At 60.4% G+C, this 20,186-nt stretch carries 10 protein-coding genes; 3 read left to right on the forward strand and 7 right to left on the reverse strand.

Annotation, left to right across the window (positions count from 1 at the left end):
* Window positions 1-363: 363 nt before the first annotated feature.
* The 4 genes from ACNA1V_RS13770 to guaB all read right to left on the reverse strand — a co-directional run bounded on the left by ACNA1V_RS13770 (window position 364) and on the right by guaB (window position 11,250).
* On the reverse strand, window positions 364-6,411 hold the full coding sequence (locus ACNA1V_RS13770; protein ID WP_415834174.1) for an ATP-binding protein: 6,048 nt from the start codon (window positions 6,409-6,411) through the stop codon (window positions 364-366).
* A 144-nt stretch (window positions 6,412-6,555) separates the two neighbouring features.
* Window positions 6,556-7,755 carry a tyrosine-type recombinase/integrase gene (locus ACNA1V_RS13775; protein WP_415834175.1) on the reverse strand — a complete coding sequence of 400 codons (1,200 nt, stop codon included), beginning with the start codon at window positions 7,753-7,755 and terminating at the stop codon, window positions 6,556-6,558.
* Between the two features lie 305 nt (window positions 7,756-8,060).
* Window positions 8,061-9,653, reverse strand: coding sequence for a glutamine-hydrolyzing GMP synthase (gene guaA, locus ACNA1V_RS13780; RefSeq protein ID WP_415834176.1), 1,593 nt, complete (start codon window positions 9,651-9,653; stop codon window positions 8,061-8,063).
* Between the two features lie 136 nt (window positions 9,654-9,789).
* Window positions 9,790-11,250, reverse strand: coding sequence for an IMP dehydrogenase (guaB, locus tag ACNA1V_RS13785; RefSeq protein WP_415834177.1), 1,461 nt, complete (start codon window positions 11,248-11,250; stop codon window positions 9,790-9,792).
* Between the two features lie 552 nt (window positions 11,251-11,802).
* Here guaB and ACNA1V_RS13790 point away from each other — a divergent pair.
* The 3 genes from ACNA1V_RS13790 (at window position 11,803) to ACNA1V_RS13800 (ending at window position 16,158) form a co-directional block, all read left to right on the forward strand.
* Complete coding sequence (locus ACNA1V_RS13790; RefSeq protein ID WP_415834178.1) at window positions 11,803-12,504, forward strand: response regulator transcription factor; 702 nt, start codon at window positions 11,803-11,805, stop codon at window positions 12,502-12,504.
* Window positions 12,505-12,513: 9 nt separating this feature from the next.
* Entirely contained in the window at window positions 12,514-13,674 is a 1,161-nt protein-coding gene (locus ACNA1V_RS13795; protein WP_415834179.1) for a FecR family protein, read from the forward strand.
* A gap of 144 nt (window positions 13,675-13,818) precedes the next feature.
* Window positions 13,819-16,158: a CHASE2 domain-containing protein gene (locus ACNA1V_RS13800; protein ID WP_415834180.1), complete on the forward strand. Its 2,340-nt coding sequence runs from the start codon at window positions 13,819-13,821 to the stop codon at window positions 16,156-16,158.
* Here the strand turns inward: ACNA1V_RS13800 and ACNA1V_RS13805 are convergent.
* From ACNA1V_RS13805 to pilV, 3 genes are all read right to left on the reverse strand, one after another.
* Window positions 16,142-16,387: a sulfurtransferase TusA family protein gene (locus ACNA1V_RS13805; protein WP_415834181.1), complete on the reverse strand. Its 246-nt coding sequence runs from the start codon at window positions 16,385-16,387 to the stop codon at window positions 16,142-16,144. The two genes, ACNA1V_RS13800 and ACNA1V_RS13805, sit on opposite strands and share 17 nt — an antisense overlap.
* Before the next feature lie 15 nt (window positions 16,388-16,402).
* Window positions 16,403-19,030, reverse strand: coding sequence for an alanine--tRNA ligase (gene alaS / locus ACNA1V_RS13810; RefSeq protein ID WP_415834182.1), 2,628 nt, complete (start codon window positions 19,028-19,030; stop codon window positions 16,403-16,405).
* A gap of 94 nt (window positions 19,031-19,124) precedes the next feature.
* Window positions 19,125-20,183: a shufflon system plasmid conjugative transfer pilus tip adhesin PilV gene (pilV, locus tag ACNA1V_RS13815; RefSeq protein WP_415834183.1), complete on the reverse strand. Its 1,059-nt coding sequence runs from the start codon at window positions 20,181-20,183 to the stop codon at window positions 19,125-19,127.
* Between the last annotated feature and the right edge of the window lie 3 nt (window positions 20,184-20,186).

Here is a 20,186-nt window from a genome sequence, read left to right on the forward strand (position 1 = left end):
GGATACTCCCCACGGTGCTCCTGTACCAGGCGCACGGCGCGTTCGCGAACCTCAGGGGAAAACTTGTTCTGCTTGCTCATAGTGGCTCCATTTTCTCAAAGAGTGGAGCCTCCGCAAAACCTGGGGCTATTCACGGACTCTACATCGTTTCCGTACTATTTACGGGGAGCAGGTCATTATCAAACAGAAAACGACCTAAAGCAGAAGTTCGATTTGGAAAGTCCGATGGCTGCTTCACAGCGGGAGCGATCGATCACTAGGGTACTACGAACGCTAGCCACCGGCCGGAAGCAGCCCTCCGGGACAGCCAGCTCGAGCTAGCATGGCCCCTCTCGCTTGACATCGCCGCTGAATCTGCATGGCTTAGATTGAGTAGCCGTTTTTCGCCGTCTTCAAGAGAGACTGCCCGTAGCTACTCGGTTGCTTGATCTGCCTGCATGCGAACACGCTGATGTCCAGGCCCGGCCTCCCACGAGCAGTGGTGACCTGTTCGATGCCTACTGGCGTCAGAACGAGGTAGCAACCCTCGCCCCACAGAGACTCCGCATCGATATCAACCGGGCCGGCATCACGCCACCAGTAGAGCCTTGCGACCACAGCGCCGCTCGGGTCGAGGAAGACGCTGGGCTCCTCGTCATGCGCGCTCCAGCGAAGCCGCTTCATCCAGTTCGGGCACAAAGCGAACGAATAGGCCGCTGCGTCAAAGCCCATGTCCACCGAGCAAACAACTCTCCTTACCAGCGTTGGCGCCAGATCATTGTCAAATGCGACGTACTGGCCAAGCCAAACAGCGATGGGCAGCCTGGCATAGCAGTCGTCGAAGTTTTCACTGTCAATCTCTGCCGAGGGTGCTCTAAAGCGGTAGAGGCGGTGCTCCGACAGCCGTGGCTTGAGAATCTTGAAGCGGGATACTTCGGCTACGACTTGGCCGTGGCTGTCTGCTGGGAAGGGGGCAACGTCACCGTCGACTTCGTCAATCCATTTCCGTTCTCGCTCGGACCAACCCGCACTTCGATTCAACAGCGGCATTCGGATCCACTCGGGGCGCCCTCGCGGGAGCTTCAGCGGTCGAGGCGGAAGCGGGCAGCCCAAACGTTCCAAAAGCGTGGGCATGTCGCTGCCTTTCACTTTGCCGGCCAGCCGCAGTTCTCCCGCGACGTGGCGAAGTGCGGCAATGGCAATGTAGGCGTGAGGCTTCAGGTAAGTGATCTGCATGTCGAGCACGCGAAGCTGAGTCTCAAGCCTTTTGATGCCAGAGGGCCCGAATGCCTCAAGTCCACCCCAATCCTGGATGAACATCGCCGCGCGTCGGCGGACTGTCATCTCCTCAATGCCTGCCGCCTTCGCGATGTGACGTGCCGTCGAGCGCAACATCTCGGTCCAGCCAAGCGGCGACTCGACGCGCATTGCACCAGTTCTTTCGTCCGTGAATGCTTGGTCGCCCTCTGGCGGGTGCTCGAGTTCAAGGCGATAGAAGAGCGGCAGTGGTATCGCGTCCAAGGGGACAGCCTGCCTCCACCGATGCGACAAGAGCGCGGCTGACTCTGCCACCGCGATGTCACGGTGACTGACCAACGCAGCCACGGCGCTTCCCAACTCGGGGGCAAGGTCCGCGCTATCAGCAGCCAACAGCGTTCCGAGCGCCTGCAAGGGGGCATCTAATTCGCCGGCTATAAGTCGCCGCATAAGTGACTTGAACAAAGCTTGGCCGAGTCCGGCTTGCCTTGCCAGGCTCAACGAGCAATTGCGTGCGTGTCGCTGAACTTCTGCAACGGGCAGCCGATAGGCAAAGTGCAGCAGATCCTCCAAAAGTTCCGTGTCGCTGAGCGGTAGCTCGCTCGGCTGGAACGGTCGCCCCAGCTGGAACTCGCGAGTGCAGGCCATCTGCTCCTCAAGTAGCGACCAGATGGCCGGCCAATCCGGCGTCGCGCAGATTACCGGCAGTATCGAATCCAGCTCTGTCAGCAGTGACTGGGTGTTCTCCTGGCCCGCCGTTACTGAATCGACAATGTTCTCGAAGGCGACTGAGCATGTGGATGGTCCCTGCAAGAGCTTCATCGCCTCAAAGTAGAAGAACTTACCGCCACCCATCCACTGGCTCCAGGAACTCCAGGGGTCCTTGCTTGACTCGTAGCCTTGCATCAGCTTCTTGGCGTACTCGACCTCCCCCGCCGCAGCCAACCTTTTAACCATCAGGAAGCGGCAGCGCGCATCGTCCTGCAAGACCTGCCAGCGCTCAAATATCCTCCGCGCCAGATGAAGCGGGGCCGTCTCGGCCAGATCTCTGAAACGGTACGGGGCGTTGTAGTTCAGTTCATCGCCATCCGCTTCAAACGCGCGCTCAAGCTGCTCGAGAGTGGTCTCCGAGTCGTACTTGCTTGGCGTATACGAGTGTCGAGGTTCCGGCGCTTCTGACATCCACCGGGCTACGGCGGCGTCGAGCTCGGCAGATGAAAACCCATGTCTTCCGGCAGCGATGCGAAGGCGCTGGAGTAGTCTGACCCTCTCGTGTGCCCTGCTGGCTACTTCGATCACCGCCAAAAACATCCGCGCGAGCGGTTCAATCTGTATAGGTCCTGCGGCGTCGGCGGCGATGTCGATGAAGTCACCGACGTGGTGCGGGTCCCGGTAGTACGGTTCCATGTAGAACGGCAGACACAGACCGCACCAGACCGACGCGCAAGCCAAGACGAGTTCAGGGCTTCGCCGGACCATCCCCGTCATGAGCAGGTCAACACTGTTCGGCCAGCCAATCAGATTCCAATCCGCCAGTGTCTTTGACACCTCGAAGCCAAAGCGAGGTCCGACCTGCGTCGCTTCCTCGATTAGCGACATCGTCAAACGATGCGCGGCCGACGACCCTTCCGTTTCGGTCATGCCACCGACCTGGCGCATTAAGGTCGATACTCGCTTGACACGGTTCTCCGGGTCAGCGGCGTTCGCAAGGACCAGGATGTCTCGCCAGATTGCGTACTGCGGGTCTTTCTTGGGGGCCAACGCGTAGCCAAGACATTGCTCGGGAATCGTCGCCAGCAACTGTTTGGCTCGCTCTAAGCTCCCGACCGCAGCCAACGCGATGGCCAGATCCGCCAACCCGTCGATCTGCTCACTCGGCGTGCTCTCCTGAAGCTCCGCCACGAGTGCGTTGAGTCGATCGACGGCCGCCACCCGGTCACCGTCAACCCGATACGCATCGACGGCCAATCTGCGTCGTAGATACGCAGTGCCCCCCAGTGTGGATGAGGCGATGGCTGCGTCAATTTCCCGAAGTACCGCACGGTACTCAGACTCGCCGCGCATGGCACCGAGCCTCAGCAGCGCTTGCGCGAGCATGGGGACCGCTTTGAAGGCCTGCCGAATGCGATATGACTCGCTGCCGCCATCTGAAGTCAGACGTAGGACGTACCCAAGGGCAATACGAGCTTCGTCCTGGATGATGCCAGCCGGCAAAGACGCGATGTCGATGGTGGCGCGACCTAAAAGCACGCCTATCGTCGAGGCGTGCTGCTGGAACGGATGAAGGAAGGTGTGCTTCGACGGTGTCGCGCTTGGCAGCGGCTTATTGAGCAGCGTGCAAAGCCTCGCGTGATGCATCACCGCGCCGACCAGATTACCCAGCCCAGCCAGGTCCGTCTCGTCGTCGCACATAGAGATCATCGGTGCGACCAGCTTGTCGAACAGGGCCTCGGCTAGGTCACGACGGTCAGCTTCGAATGCAATTAGTGCCATCCGGCGTCGGTAGCCGTTGGGTACCTCTTCGAAGCCAGGAAGGGCGGCGGCAGCATCAAACAAAGCAAGCGCTTGCGCAACGTCGCCACGCCGACTGGCCACAAGACCTGCGTGAACCATCACCGAAGGCTTGTCTTCGTTGGCTACCCCGAGCTTACTGCAGAGGTCTTGTGGATCGGCGCCAACCTTCTGAAGAAGCATCGCCTCTGCGGCTTCCCTCCTCAGATGCAGTTGCAGCGCGGCGACAGTTTGCGGATCCACCTTTTCGGGCTGGCGTAGCCCCTCTGCGGCGAGGTGGTCAATCGCTATCTGGATCTGCTCGGTGTCTCGGAAGTGGACGGCGCGCCTTGCCCACCTCTCGAATTCAGTTATGTTGTGGTCGTGCCCGTGGTTCTGGAACTTGGAAGTATGGAGCTGCGACAGTGGCTCGAGGCTTTCAAACAATTCCTTCGCCCGCTCGAAGTCCCCTCGCGCTAACAGGGCGTCGACGACCTCGTAGCCCTGGCTGGGAAAGTACTGCACGAAGGCCAGGGCTGCATCAATGCCCCCAACCGCTAGCATCGCCAGCGGAAGCTGGTTGGCGTACTCAAGGGCAGTTTCCCGCCGCCCCACTTCGTCACGACATAGTAGTAGCCGCGTGAAGGCGGTCGCATCGTGCGTTCCACGCGCTGCTAGCAGAGCTAGTTGGATATCGACGTGGATATCGGCGATAGAACGCCCGTCAGCCAGTTGCTGCCTGAAGCGAGCGGGCATCGCGAGTCCAAGTACATCGGCACCATCGCCGGCGCGGGCGCGGTAGCGTAGCTCAAGCCACCGCTGCGCCGATTCGTGCGGCGCGTTCTTCGCCAGCTCGGCGAGGTCGCGGTACACCCGCTGGGAGTATCCGGCGTCGACACTTCCGAGGCGGGTTCGTGGTTGAGCGATGACGAATAGCCTGAAGCTGTTGTGGAAGACGCTCCATCCTTGGGGTGAACTGCGGAGCAGGTGCCGTGCAACGACTAAGGCGCGCTCAATCGCGGACTCTTTGACCACCGTGGCCAGCAGCCGCAGGTCCATGGGCGCCTCGGCTCGGGCGATGAAGCCCAGCACGTCCATGGCATCGCCGTCGCTTGCGATTTCGCGCCAGGCGGCTGCATACACCGTCTCAATGTCGCCGTCGAACGGCATCCCGCCGCTAAGCAGGTGCTTGCGGCCGGCTTCGTCCGCGTGCAAGAGCGCCTGAATCAAGTAGCGCGTTGCCAGCGGGTGGCCATGCGTGAGATTGCTCAGGTCCAATCGGGGAATCTCGGCAGGCAGGCCAAGCGCGTCCGCCATCCGTGCGACCTCCTCGCGTCCGAGGGCGCTCATGAGAATCAGCCGCTCGCTTTTCTCCGCTTGTTCCTTAACTGCGGGCTTCAGATTCGCGAGATCCAGCCGTTGCGTGCCGAGGACGAATACAACGCCGTTGGGGATGGCCGCCGGAAGAGGTAGCTCGCCCAGCAGCGAATTGGTCGGCCGCTCTTCGCGGGGCACATGGTCGAGCCCGTCGACGACGATGATCGTTCGAATCCCGTCGCGGTCGAAGCGTTCCCCAGCTTGCCGCACCAAGACGCCGAACTGTTCGCGCCGCTCATGCAGCGAGTCATCGCGAAGACGCAGTCCAACCAAACCTGTGTTGCGAAGCTGCGTGCCAACATCGGTAAGAAAGTTATCGGCCTCTCCGCGACCCACACCCTGGGCAGCGCCCGGCACGTACGCCAAGTAGCGGACGAGCCGGATATTCGCTTCGGTGGTCAGCGCCACTTGTAGGAGGGTAGATTTGCCGGAGCCAGGCGGACCTATGAGTGAGACGTAGCCCTGGCCAGTGGTTTGCAGCGCGGCCAGCAGCTTGACCTCAGTGTCGCGGTTACGCTGGACATAGGCGCCGACCGGGAATCGATGGATGAGCAGCGTCTTGGCAGGATCGTGCCAGCCAAGTTCGCAAAGCAACTCGTCACGTGTCCACCTGTCCTTGTCGCGTGTATCGGCGACCAGCTTGGGCAATACGCTAGCAATCTCCGATGCCTGTCGCGCCTGCTCGGGGTTCAGCTTGTGCGACTGGATGAAGTCAGCCGCAGCCCCGCACACCACACGGAGGCTGTGTAAGAACTGTTCGAAGTCGCCATCGCTGAGGCTGGCTTCGCGGCGCAGGTGATCGATCAGTTGGCTCCATTCCGACGTGCACCAATCCTCCAGCGACCGATTTTCGTGCTGCTGAAACTCTTCCAGAAATGCTGCGCTGTGGGGAGGCGAGCCGTCGCCTGGTTTGTCCGTGGTCGATGGAAAATCGTTAACGACTAAGCGAATCTCGACACGGCTTCCCGGATTATTCTTGCGCAGGCACTGCCAAGCGTGAACCAGTGGCTTCAAGAGGCCGTTTGCGCCAGTAAACAGTGTTCCAACAGTGAAGGTGCTCGGAAACTTGGACGTCTTGAACTGGTGGCCGACCACCAATCCATCGAAACCGAGTACCAAGTCGTCGGCAATACCCGCGTTGCGGTCTGCGACGCCGATCCAGAGCAGCTCGTCGCGCTCGAGCGCCGCATAGATGGCAGCGCCCGCCCGCTCATACTGGCCGATGTATCCACGGAGTGCTCGACGTTCGCCTTCCGCCGGCGCAGTTGCAGGAGCTGCAGCGGTGGATGGATTCGGTTTCTTGGACATTTTCGGAGCCATGTCAGATCAGCCTATTCCTGCCGTTCAGTCAGATAATTCGAGCGACAGGTCGTGGCCGAAAACTTTAGTTGGAAAATCGCCTCAATCGTGTCTAACAACATGTACCGATTACCTTTGAATTCAGAGAAAAAATCAGCGTGCATTTCCGTCAGTCCATTCATCAATCATATCCGCCCAATCCTGCAACATCGCCGCCCGCTGCTCACGGTATTCGGCCTTGTTGTAAACGGCCCTGACACCCTTCTGCTCGTGCGCCAGGCACTTCTCAATCCAGTCGGTGTTGTAGCCGGCCTCATGCAACAGCGTGCTGGCTGTGCGCCGCAAATCATGCGGCCCGAACTTGGCAAGTGACTTCCCATCTTTCTGCGCCGCCTTGTAAGTCAGTGTCAGCACCTGGTTGAGTGTGGCACTGCTCATCGGCGCATCCGAGTCATACCGTGATGGCAAAACGAAGTCAGAACCGCCGGCAAAGGTTTTCAGGGCAATGAAAATATCCAGCGCCTGCTGGGACAGAAATACCAGGTGCGGATTGCGCCGCTTCATCCTTTCCTTCGGAATAGTCCAAAGCGCTTCGCTGAAATTGATCTCGCTCCAGGTCGCATTGGTCAGCTCGCTTTTGCGTACCATCGTGAGCAGCAGTAACTTGGCAGCCGCACGGTTTGTTGGACTTGTCCCCACTCGCTCCATGTACTGGTACATCAGCCCGATTTCTTCTGGCGTCAACGCTCGATCGCGTGGCTCGAATCGGGCAATGCTGGTTGGGCGCACCAGCTCCGCCGGGTTTTCGACCTTCTGCCCACGCTCGGTTGCCCAGCGAAACACTTGCATAACGATTTCACGCACATGAACGGCGGTGGCCGGTGCGCCTCGCTCGACGATGGCATCGGTCAGCGCACGTAAGTCCTCATGGGTGATTTCCACCAGCTTCTGATTGCTGAATTTCGGCTTCAGCTCGCGTTCATAGACCGAACGGCGCATATCGCGGGTGGAGTCGGCCATCTGGTAGCCGCGCAGCCACTTTTCCGCCCAGGCACCGAACGTCTCGGCATCCTTCACTCGCGCCTTGTCGCGGGCCTTCTCCTTGGCCGGCGACTTGCCCGCCGCGACCATCTTCTTGGCGTCACCTAGCTGCTCTCGGGCTTCGGCCAGCGTAATGCCGCCAACGCCATAACGGCCAAAGGTGATGGTCTCCTGCCGACCGTTGATTGAGTAGTTGTAACGGAACGAGATCGCCCCGGCTGGAGTCACGGCCACATAGAGACCTTCCCGGTCATTCACCTTGTAGAGCTTGTCTCTGGGTTTGAGATTGCGCAGCTTGGTATCGGTCAGCATTCACCTTGTCCCCTCTCGATTCCGATACCATGTTGAAAGTAGCTAGAAAATTCTTAAATTTAGTCAATAAAAACATTAGCTTACTGAAACTCAGCACCATGACTTCAACGAAAACAGCAACATGGTATCGAACTCCATCATGGCATCGTCTGTCGATAGTACCAGCTTTAATGCCATGCTCAAACGATGCTTGGCGCTTCCTCCTGTTGCCAGATCGTGCCAGACACAAATACAAAAAAGCCCGCAATTACGCGGGCTTATCGGCTTTTTATGCCATCAGGTGCCTGGCAGTGCCAGACGCGGGATCACTCCCACTCAATCGTCGCAGGCGGCTTGCTCGACACGTCATACGCCACGCGGTTGATGCCGCGCACTTCGTTGATGATTCGGCCTGATACTTTCTTGAGCAAGGAGTACGGCAGTTCCGCCCAGTCTGCGGTCATGAAGTCGGAGGTCTGCACGGCGCGCAGCGAGACGACATATTCGTAGGTGCGGCCATCGCCCATGACGCCCACGGATTTCACCGGCAGGAAGACGGTGAAGGCTTGCGAGGTGAGGTCGTACCAGCTTTTACCGGTTTCTTTGTCGATGGTGCTGCGCAGTTCTTCGATGAAGATGGCATCAGCGCGGCGCAGCAAGTCTGCGTATTCGCGTTTGACTTCACCCAGGATGCGCACACCCAGGCCAGGACCAGGGAACGGGTGGCGATAGACCATTTCATGCGGCAGGCCCAGCGCTACGCCGAGTTTGCGCACTTCGTCTTTGAAGAGTTCGCGCAGCGGTTCGAGCAGCTTGAGGTGCAGCGTGTCAGGCAGGCCACCAACGTTGTGGTGCGATTTGATAGCGACGGCCTTGCCGGTTTTGCTGGCAGCCGATTCGATGACGTCCGGGTAGATGGTGCCTTGCGCCAACCACTGGGCATTGGTGAGTTTGCCGGCTTCTTCCTGGAAGACTTCGACGAATTCGCGGCCAATGATTTTGCGCTTGGCTTCAGGGTCGGAGACTCCCGCCAGTTTGCCCAGGAAGCGGTCGCTGGCGTCAATGTGCACGACCTTGACGCCCATGTTGCGCGCAAAGGTGTCCATGACCTGCTTGCCTTCGTCCAGACGCAGCAGACCATGATCCACAAAGACGCAGGTGAGCTGGTCACCAATGGCGCGGTGTATCAGCGCCGCGGCGACGGAGGAGTCCACACCACCGGAGAGGCCCAGGATGACTTCATCGCTGCCAACCTGTTCACGAATGCGCGCCACCGCCTCTTCGACGTAGTCCGGCATGTTCCAGTCCGCACTGCAGCCGCAGATGTCACGCACAAAGCGCGTCAGGATGGCCTGGCCCTGTATCGTGTGAGTGACTTCCGGATGGAATTGCACCGCATAGAAGCCGCGAGCTTCGTCCGCCATGCCCGCGATGGGGCAGGACGGCGTGGAGGCCATCAGGACAAAACCCGGCGGCAAGGAGACAACCTTGTCGCCATGGCTCATCCAGACTTTGAGCATGCCGTGGCCGGCGTCATCGCGGAAATCTTCAATGCCATCGAGCAGTTTGGTGTGCCCTTGAGCACGAACTTCGGCATAGCCGAATTCACGGTGGTCGGAGAAACTGACCTGGCCGCCCAGCTGCTGCGCCATGACCTGCATGCCATAGCAAATGCCCAGCACCGGCACATTCAGCTCAAAGACCGAATCAGGTGCCTTGATGGCGTCCGCGCCATAAGCCGAGGCATGGCTGCCGGACAAGATGATGCCTTTGAGGCCCAGGCCTAGCTGCTCGCGCAGAAATTCGTTGCTGACATCGCCAGGATGGATTTCGCAGTAAACGCCGGCTTCGCGTACGCGGCGGGCGATCAGTTGAGTGACCTGCGAACCGTAGTCTAGGATCAGAATGCGTTGGTGCATGGATGAAGAGAGGGTAAAGAGTCTGGTCAGTGACGCCAGTGAAACAGGGCTTCGCCAGCGCGCCGGCCGGCTGTTCCAGTGAACAGCCGGTTCCGAAAAGAAAAACAGCCTCCCTCACGGGAGGCCGCCATGGCTATCAGTCAGCCCGGTAGTTCGGGGCTTCCTTGGTGATCTGTACGTCGTGGACGTGCGATTCACGCACGCCAGCCGCAGTGATCTCGACGAACTCGGCCTTGGTTCGCAGGTCTTCGATGGTGGCGCAACCGCAGTAGCCCATCGACGCCCGCACACCACCTACCAGTTGATAGATGATGGCCAGAACGCTGCCCTTGTAGGGCACACGGCCTTCGATACCTTCCGGTACGAGCTTGTCAACATTGTTGGCAGGATCCTGGAAGTAACGGTCGGCCGAGCCTTTGCTCATGGCCCCCAGGCTGCCCATGCCACGGTAGGACTTGTAGGAACGCCCCTGGAACAGCACGACTTCGCCAGGCGCTTCTTCCGTGCCGGCGAACATGCCGCCCATCATCACACTGGAAGCACCTGCCGCCAACGCCTTGGAGACATCGCCCGAGTAGCGCACGCCACCGTCGGCGATCAGCGGCACACCCGTGCCTTCCAGCGCCTTGGCAACGTTGGCAATGGCGGTGATCTGGGGCACGCCGACACCCGCGACAATACGCGTGGTGCAGATGGAGCCCGGGCCGATGCCGACCTTGACGCCGTCCGCGCCGGCTTCTGCCAGCGCCAATGCTGCCGCGCCCGTGGCAATGTTGCCGCCAATGACGTCAACGTGCGGGAAGTTCTGCTTGACCCAGCGCACGCCTTCGATCACGCCGGCCGAGTGGCCATGCGCCGTATCGACGATCAGTACGTCCACGCCAGCAGCCACCAGACGGGCCACGCGTTCCTGAGAATCGCCACCGACACCGACTGCCGCGCCTACGCGCAGCTGGCCTTGGGCGTCCTTGCAGGCAAAGGGATGGGCCGTGTTCTTGACGATGTCCTTGACGGTCGCCAGACCACGCAGCTCGAAGGCATCATTGACGATGAGCACCCGCTCCAGACGATGCTTGTGCATCAAGGCCTGGGCTTCATCCAGCGTGGCGCCTTCATTCATCGTGACCAGACGCTCCTTGGGCGTCATGATCTCGCGCAAGGGCAGATCCAGACGGTCTTCAAAGCGCAAGTCACGGTTCGTGACGATGCCGACCAGGGTCTTGCCCTGCACCACCGGCAGGCCGGAGATGCCATGCTGCTCTTGCAGCGCAACGGCATCACGCACGCGCATGTCAGGCGTGACAGTCACCGGGTCGATAACAATACCGAACTCATGACGCTTCACGCGAGAGACTTCGCGAGCCTGCTCTTCGATGGAGAGATTTTTATGAATGATCCCGATCCCGCCCTCTTGCGCCATGGCAATCGCCAAGCGCGCTTCGGTCACGGTATCCATGGCGGCCGAGACGAAGGGAATATTGAGGGAGATGTTGCGGGTCAGGCGGGTGGTCAGGGAGGTGTCCCTGGGCAGCACTTCCGAATATGCCGGCACCAGCAGCACATCGTCGAAAGTGAGCGCTTTTTGAATTAAACGCATGAGGATACTCCGGGCGCAAAGCAAGATTATACGCTCATGTCGCCCCGCTGTCGCCCCGGTGTTGCTTAAGCGGCAAAACAGCCAGGCTCACTCAAGGCACCGCCCGGGCCCATGCATGCACCGATCACATGACAGATGCTGCTAAATGCAACCGCCATCGCCATCGCAGCTGAAACCCATCATTCCAGGCATCTGGAAGCAAGAAGACAGATGAAAAGGTAATTTACTGTCAACACCCGATAAAAACCCCAATTGTCCGGCGGAACCTTTGTCCACGCCAATCCGTCCCCCGACTCGGCATGCTGATCACATCTTGATAATAAGGCCGTGCTCTAAGATAGAGCTAAACAATCGAAAATATTGGATAATAGAGAGCAAAGGTTGCGCACTCGCTGAAGGCCGTTTACGACATCCACAGCGGGCGACCCATTTCCGGGCCGCATTAACGATGCTTTTGTCTTTGCTTCATCCGCGTCTCCATGGCAGGCGGACAGGCGGCTTAACAGACTATTACGCACCACACACATCCCAGCAGGAAATACAACAGATACCATGCGCGAACCACATATCGCGGTGCTCGAGGACGATCCCGCCCAGGGTACCCAGATACAGCAAACACTCCTCCAGGCAGGCTTTCGCTGTACGCTGTTCCGCGACGGCGCCAGCATGCTGGCCGCAGTACGCAGCCAAAGCTTCGACTTGCTGATCCTGGATTGGAATCTTCCCAATATGGATGGTGAAGAGGTTCTGACCAAGATCCGCAATCGCCATGGTGCCGCGCTGCCCATTATCTTCGTCACCAGCCGCACCGATGAACAGGATCTGGCACGCGGCCTGCAATCCGGCGCAGATGACTACATCACCAAGCCGTGGGGCAAGGTCGAGTTGCTGGCCCGCCTGCGCGCCTTGCTGCGGCGAGTCTATCCTGCGGAGCCGGAACAAGGCGTACTGACCTATGGCCGCTACACGATAGATACTGGCAGCCGTACGATTTCCCTGGACGGCACACCCGCTGTGCTGACTCCCAAGGAATACGAGCTGGCCCTGCTCTTTTTTCGTCAGTCGGACCAATTGCTGTCTCGTGCGACACTGGCCGATGCCGTCTGGAACCGGGAAATCCCTCCGACCTCCCGGACGCTGGACACGCACTTATCAAATATCCGCCAGAAACTCCAGCTACGGCCGGAAAACGGCGTACGCCTGACCTCATCCTACGCCCTGGGCTATCGCCTGGAAATCATTACCGAGTCCTGAAACTCCGCCATGATGAATCCCTTGCTGTCTTGCCCCTCGGCGCCTGCTGGCGCCTTCTCTTTGCGTCAATTCATTGCAAGAGGAGCTGTCTTGCTGGGCTGTGCCCTGCTGCCGACCCTGGGCCAGGCCCAACCGGCCGGCACAGACAAAGATGATTTTCTGTACTACGTGCTCAGAGACGATACGCTGGGCAATCTGGCCAGCACGTATCTGCTGGATGTGAACCGCTGGAAAGCCATCGCTGAGTTCAATCATATCGCCGACCAATTCCGCCTGCCCATCGGCAAGCAGTTGCGTATTCCCCTGGCCTGGATTCCCCGCTTGCCAGCGGCTGCGGTGCTTGAGTATGTTCAGGGCGCTGTCCTGGTCAATGGCGAACCCGCCAGCCAGGGCCAGGCGCTGGCTGCCGGCCAGCGCCTGAGCACCCCGGCCAATGGCGCTGCCTCTATCCGGCTGCCCGATGGCGGATTTGTCGCCCTGCCCGCCAACAGCGAAATCAATGTTGAACTCCTGCAGCAATTCGCTGGCACCGGTTTGATCGACTCCGTTATCGCGCTGGATCAGGGAGACCTGGACACCGAAGTTTCGCCCGAACACCAGGGCGTTGGCCGCTTCGAAGTCCGCACCCCGGTGACGATCACAGGCGTACGTGGCACACGGTTCCGGGTTCGCGTCGATGAACACGGTACCATCAACGAAGTGCTCAATGGCCAGGTACAGCTGGCATCAGGGCCGTCGCTTGCGGACGCGGATACCAACCGGCGCATTCCCGCCGGGCATGGCACGCGCGTCAGCGCCGATGGCAGCTCGCACCCCATCGTCGCCCTGCCCCCCGCGCCAACCATTCTGAGCAGCAAGTCCGACGGCGGGCAATGGACGGTGGATTTCGCTCCGGTACCGGGTGCCGTGTCCTATATGGTTCAGTACAGCCATGATGCGCAGGGTTCCCGAATCATCGAGCGCGAGGCCTTGGATGCGCCGCCCCTGCACGCCCGCCTGAGCGAGCCAAAATTCTATGCGAGCATTGTCGCCATCGACGCGCAAGGCCTGCACAGCCCGGCCAGTCAGGCCCTGGCATTGACCGGTTTCGACAACTCCCTGCTGAGCTCTGATGGCGCGCCGGTACAAGCCGGCACCGGCGGGGTGGTCACCTTGCAAGTCTTCCGTTAATCAGCGCGCCGGCAGCCTGCCGCGCATGCAGCCGGCTGCCTTGCCCTCCTTTTCCCCGAAGCCTGACGGCCCAACGACCGTCAGAGCTGCCCAGATTCAGACGGGGGACGCCGCCCCGCTCTCCTGGCCGAACCTGACTGCGCCATGCCCGACCGTGCCTCCCGCCTTTCGCGCCCTGCCTTGCCCGGATGGGGCCTGGCGCTGTTTCTCAGCCTGTTGCTGGCCGGCCTGAGCCTGGTCAACGGCCTGGGGCGCTTTGACTACCTGATTTACGATAACCTGCTGCGCACCATTGAACATGATGCGTCGCCAGACATCGTGCTCATTGCCATTGATGATGGCAGCCTGGAAAAACTGGGAAACTGGCCCTGGCCTCGCACCACCCACGCCCAGTTGCTCGACCAGCTCCCCGAGGCACGGGCCATTGCTTTCGACATTATTTTCAGTGAAGTCGATCGCTATGGCGGCCAGGAAGATGCGCAACTGGCGGCCGCAATACGCCGACACGGCCAGGTTGTGCTGCCCGGCATTCTGGATGTCGCGTCCGGCAATATCCAGCCACCGACCCCTAAACTGGCCCAAGCCGCTGCCGGCATCGGCTACATCAATATGCAGCCCGATACCGATGGCGTGGCGCGCCGTTTCATGCCCCTCAGCGTGAATCATGCGCCACATATGGCCGATGTCATGCTGTCCGTCGCTGGGCTGCCCGTCAAACGTCCGATTGCCCCTGGCCAATCCGCACTGCTGCGCTATGCTGGGCCGTCCGGGCAATACATCATGTTGCCCTACGCTGATGTCCTGCAAGGCAGGATTGACCCTGCCTTCTGGAAAGACAAGCTCATCATCGTAGGCGCCTGGGCGACCGGCCTGGGCGACAACTTTGCCACACCCATGGCACGCACCGGCATGGACATGGCAGGGATGGAGATTCTGGCCAACATCATCCAGTCACGCCAAATGGGGCTGGAAATCCGGGTCTGGCCAGTCTGGGGCATCTTTCTGATCTGGCTGATCCCCGTCCTACTGCTGTATTTTGCCCTGCGCCATCTCTCGCCAAGGCATGGGCTCTATGCTGTCGGCCTGGCCCTCGTCGCCACGCTGCTAGGCAGCTGGCTGTTGCTGCGCTACGGACAAATCTGGGTTCCACCAGGCGCGGCATTGGTGATACTGACCATCAGCTATCCGTTATGGAGCTGGCGCAGCCAGGAACTGGCCTTGCGCAGCCTGGATAGCACCCTCGCCACCTTGCGCCAGGAAGATCAGAATTTCCCGGAAATTCCGCAAAGACAACGTCGCGCCAGCCAGCATATCCTCGATACACGGATCCATGAGCTTGGGTTGGCGCTGGAGCGAGTGCGCAACCTGCGGGCTTTTATTTCGAACAGCCTGGAATCCACCCCCGACCCGACCTGGGTCTGCAATCCTGACGGCACATTGCGATACTTCAACCGCGCCGCAGCACGCTACTGGAAGCAGCTGTCAACCCAGCTGCCCTTGTCCCTGGGAATGGCCATCCTGCCCCTGCTGCAAACCGCTTTCCCGCGACTGCCAGCCGAGCGTTTGGAAAACTGGCTGGCTGGACGCGATACCGACACCGGCAATCTCGCGGACAGCACGCCACAAGCTGCGGATCACACGCTGGAAAGCCAGGATAGCGCCGGCATAGACTGGCTGTTGCAGCACGCCTGGCTACAAACGCCAGAGCGCGAAACAGCCGGGATCGTGATTACGATGACGGATATTTCCATCATCCGGACGATTGAACGCCGCCGAGAGCAAAGTCTGAGTTTTCTGTCTCATGACATGCGCGCACCACAGAATTCCATTCTGGCCCAGATCGAACTGCGCGAACAGGAGTCCCCTGGCGCGGCTGAAGTACAGACCTTGAAACGCATTACGAATTACGCGCGCCAGACGCTGGAGCTGGTCGATGGTTTTGTGCAATTGACCCGGGCAGAATCAGCTCAGCTGCACCCCTACGACACGGATTTGTACGACTTGCTGTGCGAGTGCTGCGACAATTTCTTCAGCCTTGCCCAGACCAGCCAGTTGCGCATCCATACCGGCCCACCGCCGGAAGAACCCGCCACCTGGCTCAGTGTGGACGCAACCATGCTGCGTCGCGCCATCGGCAATCTCTTGCATAACGCGATCAAGTTCAGTCCCGCTTACTCCAGCATCGAGTGCAATCTGCTCTGGGAGGCCGAAGCCAACCGCTGGGTCATCACCATTCGTGACCACGGCCCCGGCGTGCCGCCGGAAGATCTGCAAACCCTATTTGAAGCGTTTACCCAGAATGCGACAGGCACCGCTATTCGCAATCCGGGTGCAGGACTGGGACTGGCCTTTGTGCTGACCGTCGCTCAACGCCACCACGGCACGGCCTGGGCCAGCAATGCGCCAGATGGCGGCGCCATTTTCCACATTGCTTTGCCCGCCGTCGCACTGGCAGAAGATACCGAAATCAGGCCCGACGCCTGAGGTAGTGCACGCAACATTCGCCTTCATCACGCTGCAACAGCAGCGTGTTGCCCGTTTGCCGGGCAAAGGCTTCGAAATCACGAATGGCGCCAGGATCGGTCGTCACGACACGCAAGACCTCATTGGCCTGCATCTGCGCCAGGGCCTTCTTGGCACGGAGGATGGGCAGCGGACATTTCAATCCGCTGGCATCCACCTCCATCACAAACGCGGGATCACTCGTGTTCATGGTGCCACATCCGCCTTACAGCTTCGCTTCGACCCAGGCAGCGGCCGCCTTGATTGCCTCAGGCAAGGCAGCGGTATCGCTACCACCACCCATGGCCATGTCTGGACGGCCACCACCCTTGCCACCCACACGGCCTGCCAGCTCCGCCACCAGATCGCCAGCCTTGATGCGGCCGACGACATCCGGCGTCACACCGGCAACCAGGCTGATCTTGCCCTGCTCGTCCTGTGCCGCGAGCAGCACCACGGCGGAACCCAGCTTGCTCTTGAGCTGATCGACCGTGCCGCGCAAGGAGCGTGCATCCACCGCCCCCAAGGATTCCACCAGCACCTTGACGCCAGCAATGTCCTTGGCCTTGCCTGCCAGGTCATTGCCCGCGTTGGCGGCCAGTTTGTCCTTGGCCTGCTGCAGCGATTTCTCCAGGCTACGCAGCTGATCCTGCAATTGTGCGATACGCGCCGGCAATTCTGCCGGTTGTGTCTTGAGCGCTGCTGCGGACTGCTGCACCTTGTCGTCCAGATCCTGCACCCAGGCCAAGGCATTGCCGCCCGTGACGGCTTCGACGCGACGCACGCCAGCTGCCACACCGCCTTCGGCCACCAGCTTGAAAAAGCCGATTTCCCCTGTGCTGCGCACATGCGTCCCGCCGCACAACTCACGCGAAAAACCGATATCCACGACGCGCACCGTGTCGCCGTACTTTTCGCCGAACAAGGCCATGGCGCCGCTCTGCACGGCGTCGTCATAGGCCATCACTCGCGTCTCGACCGGCTCATTAAGCAGAATCTGCTCATTGACCAGTTTTTCCACTTGCGCCACTTGCTCGGCGTTCATCGGCGCATCATGCGCGAAGTCAAAACGCGTTTTGTGCGGATCGACCAGTGAGCCGCGCTGCTGCACGTGGGCGCCCAGCACATCGCGCAAGGCCTTGTGCATCAAGTGCGTCACCGAGTGGTTGCGAGCGATACGCACGCGACGCCCGGCATCAACCTGGGCATCGACACTATCACCGACCTTCAAGGTGCCGGATTCCAGCGTGCCATGATGACCGGATACCCCGGCCTGGATACGCAGCGTATCTTCCACGACAAACCGGGCGTCGCCCGCCTGCGCGGTCAGCACGCCGGCATCGCCGACCTGCCCGCCCGCCTCGGCATAGAACGGCGTGGCATCCAGCACCACAACAGCGGCCTGGCCGGCCTGCACCTGCTGCACAGCCGTGCCGTCCACATACAAAGCCAGAATCCTGGCGCCTTCCGTACGCAACTGGCCATAGCCATCGAAGCGTGTCTGTTCCCCGGCATAGACCAGGCCTTCCGTGGCCTTGAATTTACCCGCAGCACGCGCCTGTTCGCGCTGACGCGCCATGGCTTTTTCAAAGCCTTCCAAATCCACTTCCACGTTGCGCTCGCGGCAGATATCTGCCGTCAGATCCACCGGGAAACCGTAGGTATCGTAAAGCGTGAACAGGGTGTTGCCATCCAGGGGGCTACCTGCCGGCACAGCGGCCAGGGCGCCTTCCAGAATGCGCATACCGTTTTCCAGCGTCTCGCCGAAACGCTCTTCTTCCTGGCGCAACACCTGGGCGACACGCTCGGCTGCCTGCGCCAACTCAGGATAGGCATCCCCCATCTGGGCCACCAGATCCGGCACCAGCTTGTGGAAGAACGGACGATTCTGACCCAGTTTGTAGCCATGGCGCAGCGCCCGGCGAATAATGCGGCGCAGCACATAGCCGCGGCCTTCATTGCCCGGAATCACGCCATCGACAATCAGGAAAGAGCAGGCACGGATGTGGTCGGCAATGACCTTCAAGGAGTTATTGCCCATATCCGCAACACCGGTTTCCCGTGCGGCGGCGGCAATCAGGGCCTGGAACAGGTCGATTTCATAATTGGAATGAACATGCTGCAGTACCGCTGCGATCCGCTCCAGCCCCATGCCCGTATCCACGCAAGGCTTGGGCAATGGGTTCAGATTGCCTTCGGCGTCGCGGTCGAACTGCATGAAAACCAGATTCCAGACCTCGATATAGCGATCGCCGTCTTCTTCAGGCGACCCGGGAGGGCCACCCCAGACGTCCGGGCCGTGGTCATAGAAAATCTCGGAACATGGGCCACACGGCCCGGTATCCGCCATTTGCCAGAAATTATCCGACGCATAGCGTGCGCCCTTGTTATCGCCAATGCGGACGATACGTTCCACCGGCACGCCGACTTCCTTGGCCCAGATGTCATAGGCTTCGTCGTCTTCCTGATAGACCGTCACCCACAGCTTGTCCGCCGGCAGGCCGTAGGCCTTGGTGAGCAACTCCCAGGCGTAATGAATCGCATCGCGCTTGAAGTAATCCCCGAAGCTGAAGTTACCCAGCATTTCGAAGAAAGTATGGTGGCGCGCGGTATAACCCACGTTTTCCAGGTCATTGTGCTTGCCCCCGGCACGCACACAGCGCTGCGAGGAGGTTGCCCGCGTGTAGGGACGGGAATCCCGTCCGGTAAACACATCTTTGAACTGAACCATCCCTGCATTGGTAAACAACAGGGTCGGGTCATTGGCAGGCACCAGCGATGACGAAGGAACAATGGTATGTCCCTTGGACTGGAAGAACTGCAGGAATTTCTGGCGGATTTCTGAAGCTTTCATTGCTGCCCGAGGCAAAAATTTGGCGAATTGATCATTATAGGCGCTGTCCGGGCATGGCGGAGCCACCCATGGATATCGCAAACGTTTCCTGCCATTAGCCTCCTGCCGCACGCTGGCAGAGATAGAAGTCAATCTGCGCGCTGTAATCGTCGCTAGGCTGCATCACGCTGATGCGATCCGCCCGAAAACCCGCAGGGCATGAGCATCCGCCAGTCAACGGATTCACCAGGGTTCCCCGACACCCGAAACGCTCGTGACTGGAATAGACGCCACCGAAACTGCCGAGCGCGGCAAACTGCCACTGACCGTTGGCGCAAAGCAACAAACCACTCCCCGATTCGTCCCTGGCCAGCAAACCGTTGGGCCGGCAGGCGGCAGCGACCCGCGCCCGGCCTTCCAACTGCACATACTCCCCCGCTTCCAGCCGACCGGCCGCACGTAGCGATCCGGCAATATCGGTTTGACCCGCCACGGACAAATTACCTTGCAAGTCGGGATCACGGAGATCACGCCTGCGCACAAACTCACCCAGACGCGCTGCATCCAGGGCGTAATACACCCCGACGGCACCGATGGGAATGCGTGTGCCTTCCGGCAAAGGATTGGCTATATCGAACAAGGCGCCACGCATGCGGGCAGGCTCATGCGGCCAGATCATGCCGCCGCGCCCTGCCAACTGGGCCAAAGCGCTGGCGCGCTGCGTCATGTCCGCAGGCGGCCGCGATGCCGCAAGCGGCAGGTAGGCAAGCGCCTGCACCATGCACCCTGCCCCGGCCGGACATTCACCCTGCCGCCATATCCGCATTTCTACCCCGGACGCCCAGGCGGAACGCTCAGGAAAACTTGCCGGCAGGTAGCCAAAGCGCTTCAACTCCTGCACGGTCGGCGCCTGGCGATTGGCGTAGGGATGTTTCAATGCCGCCGCAGGATCCGCCAGGCCAACAAATTCGCTTTCCATCATATGCGACAGCGCCTTGCCCACCTCAGCCAGCCATGTGCCGACCGCAATACTACGCACCGATTCGGCACGCTCCACCCAGTAGCCGGCTCCCCAGGCAGCCAGCAGCACCGCCAGGACAGCCGCCACCATTAGCTCAAGCAAGGCGACGCCACGCTGCGCCACCCGCGCCGCGGGCGGCCAAGCTGGCCGCATGCC

Source organism: Kerstersia similis (genome assembly GCF_965139615.1).
Lineage (GTDB): Bacteria > Pseudomonadota > Gammaproteobacteria > Burkholderiales > Burkholderiaceae_B > Kerstersia > Kerstersia similis.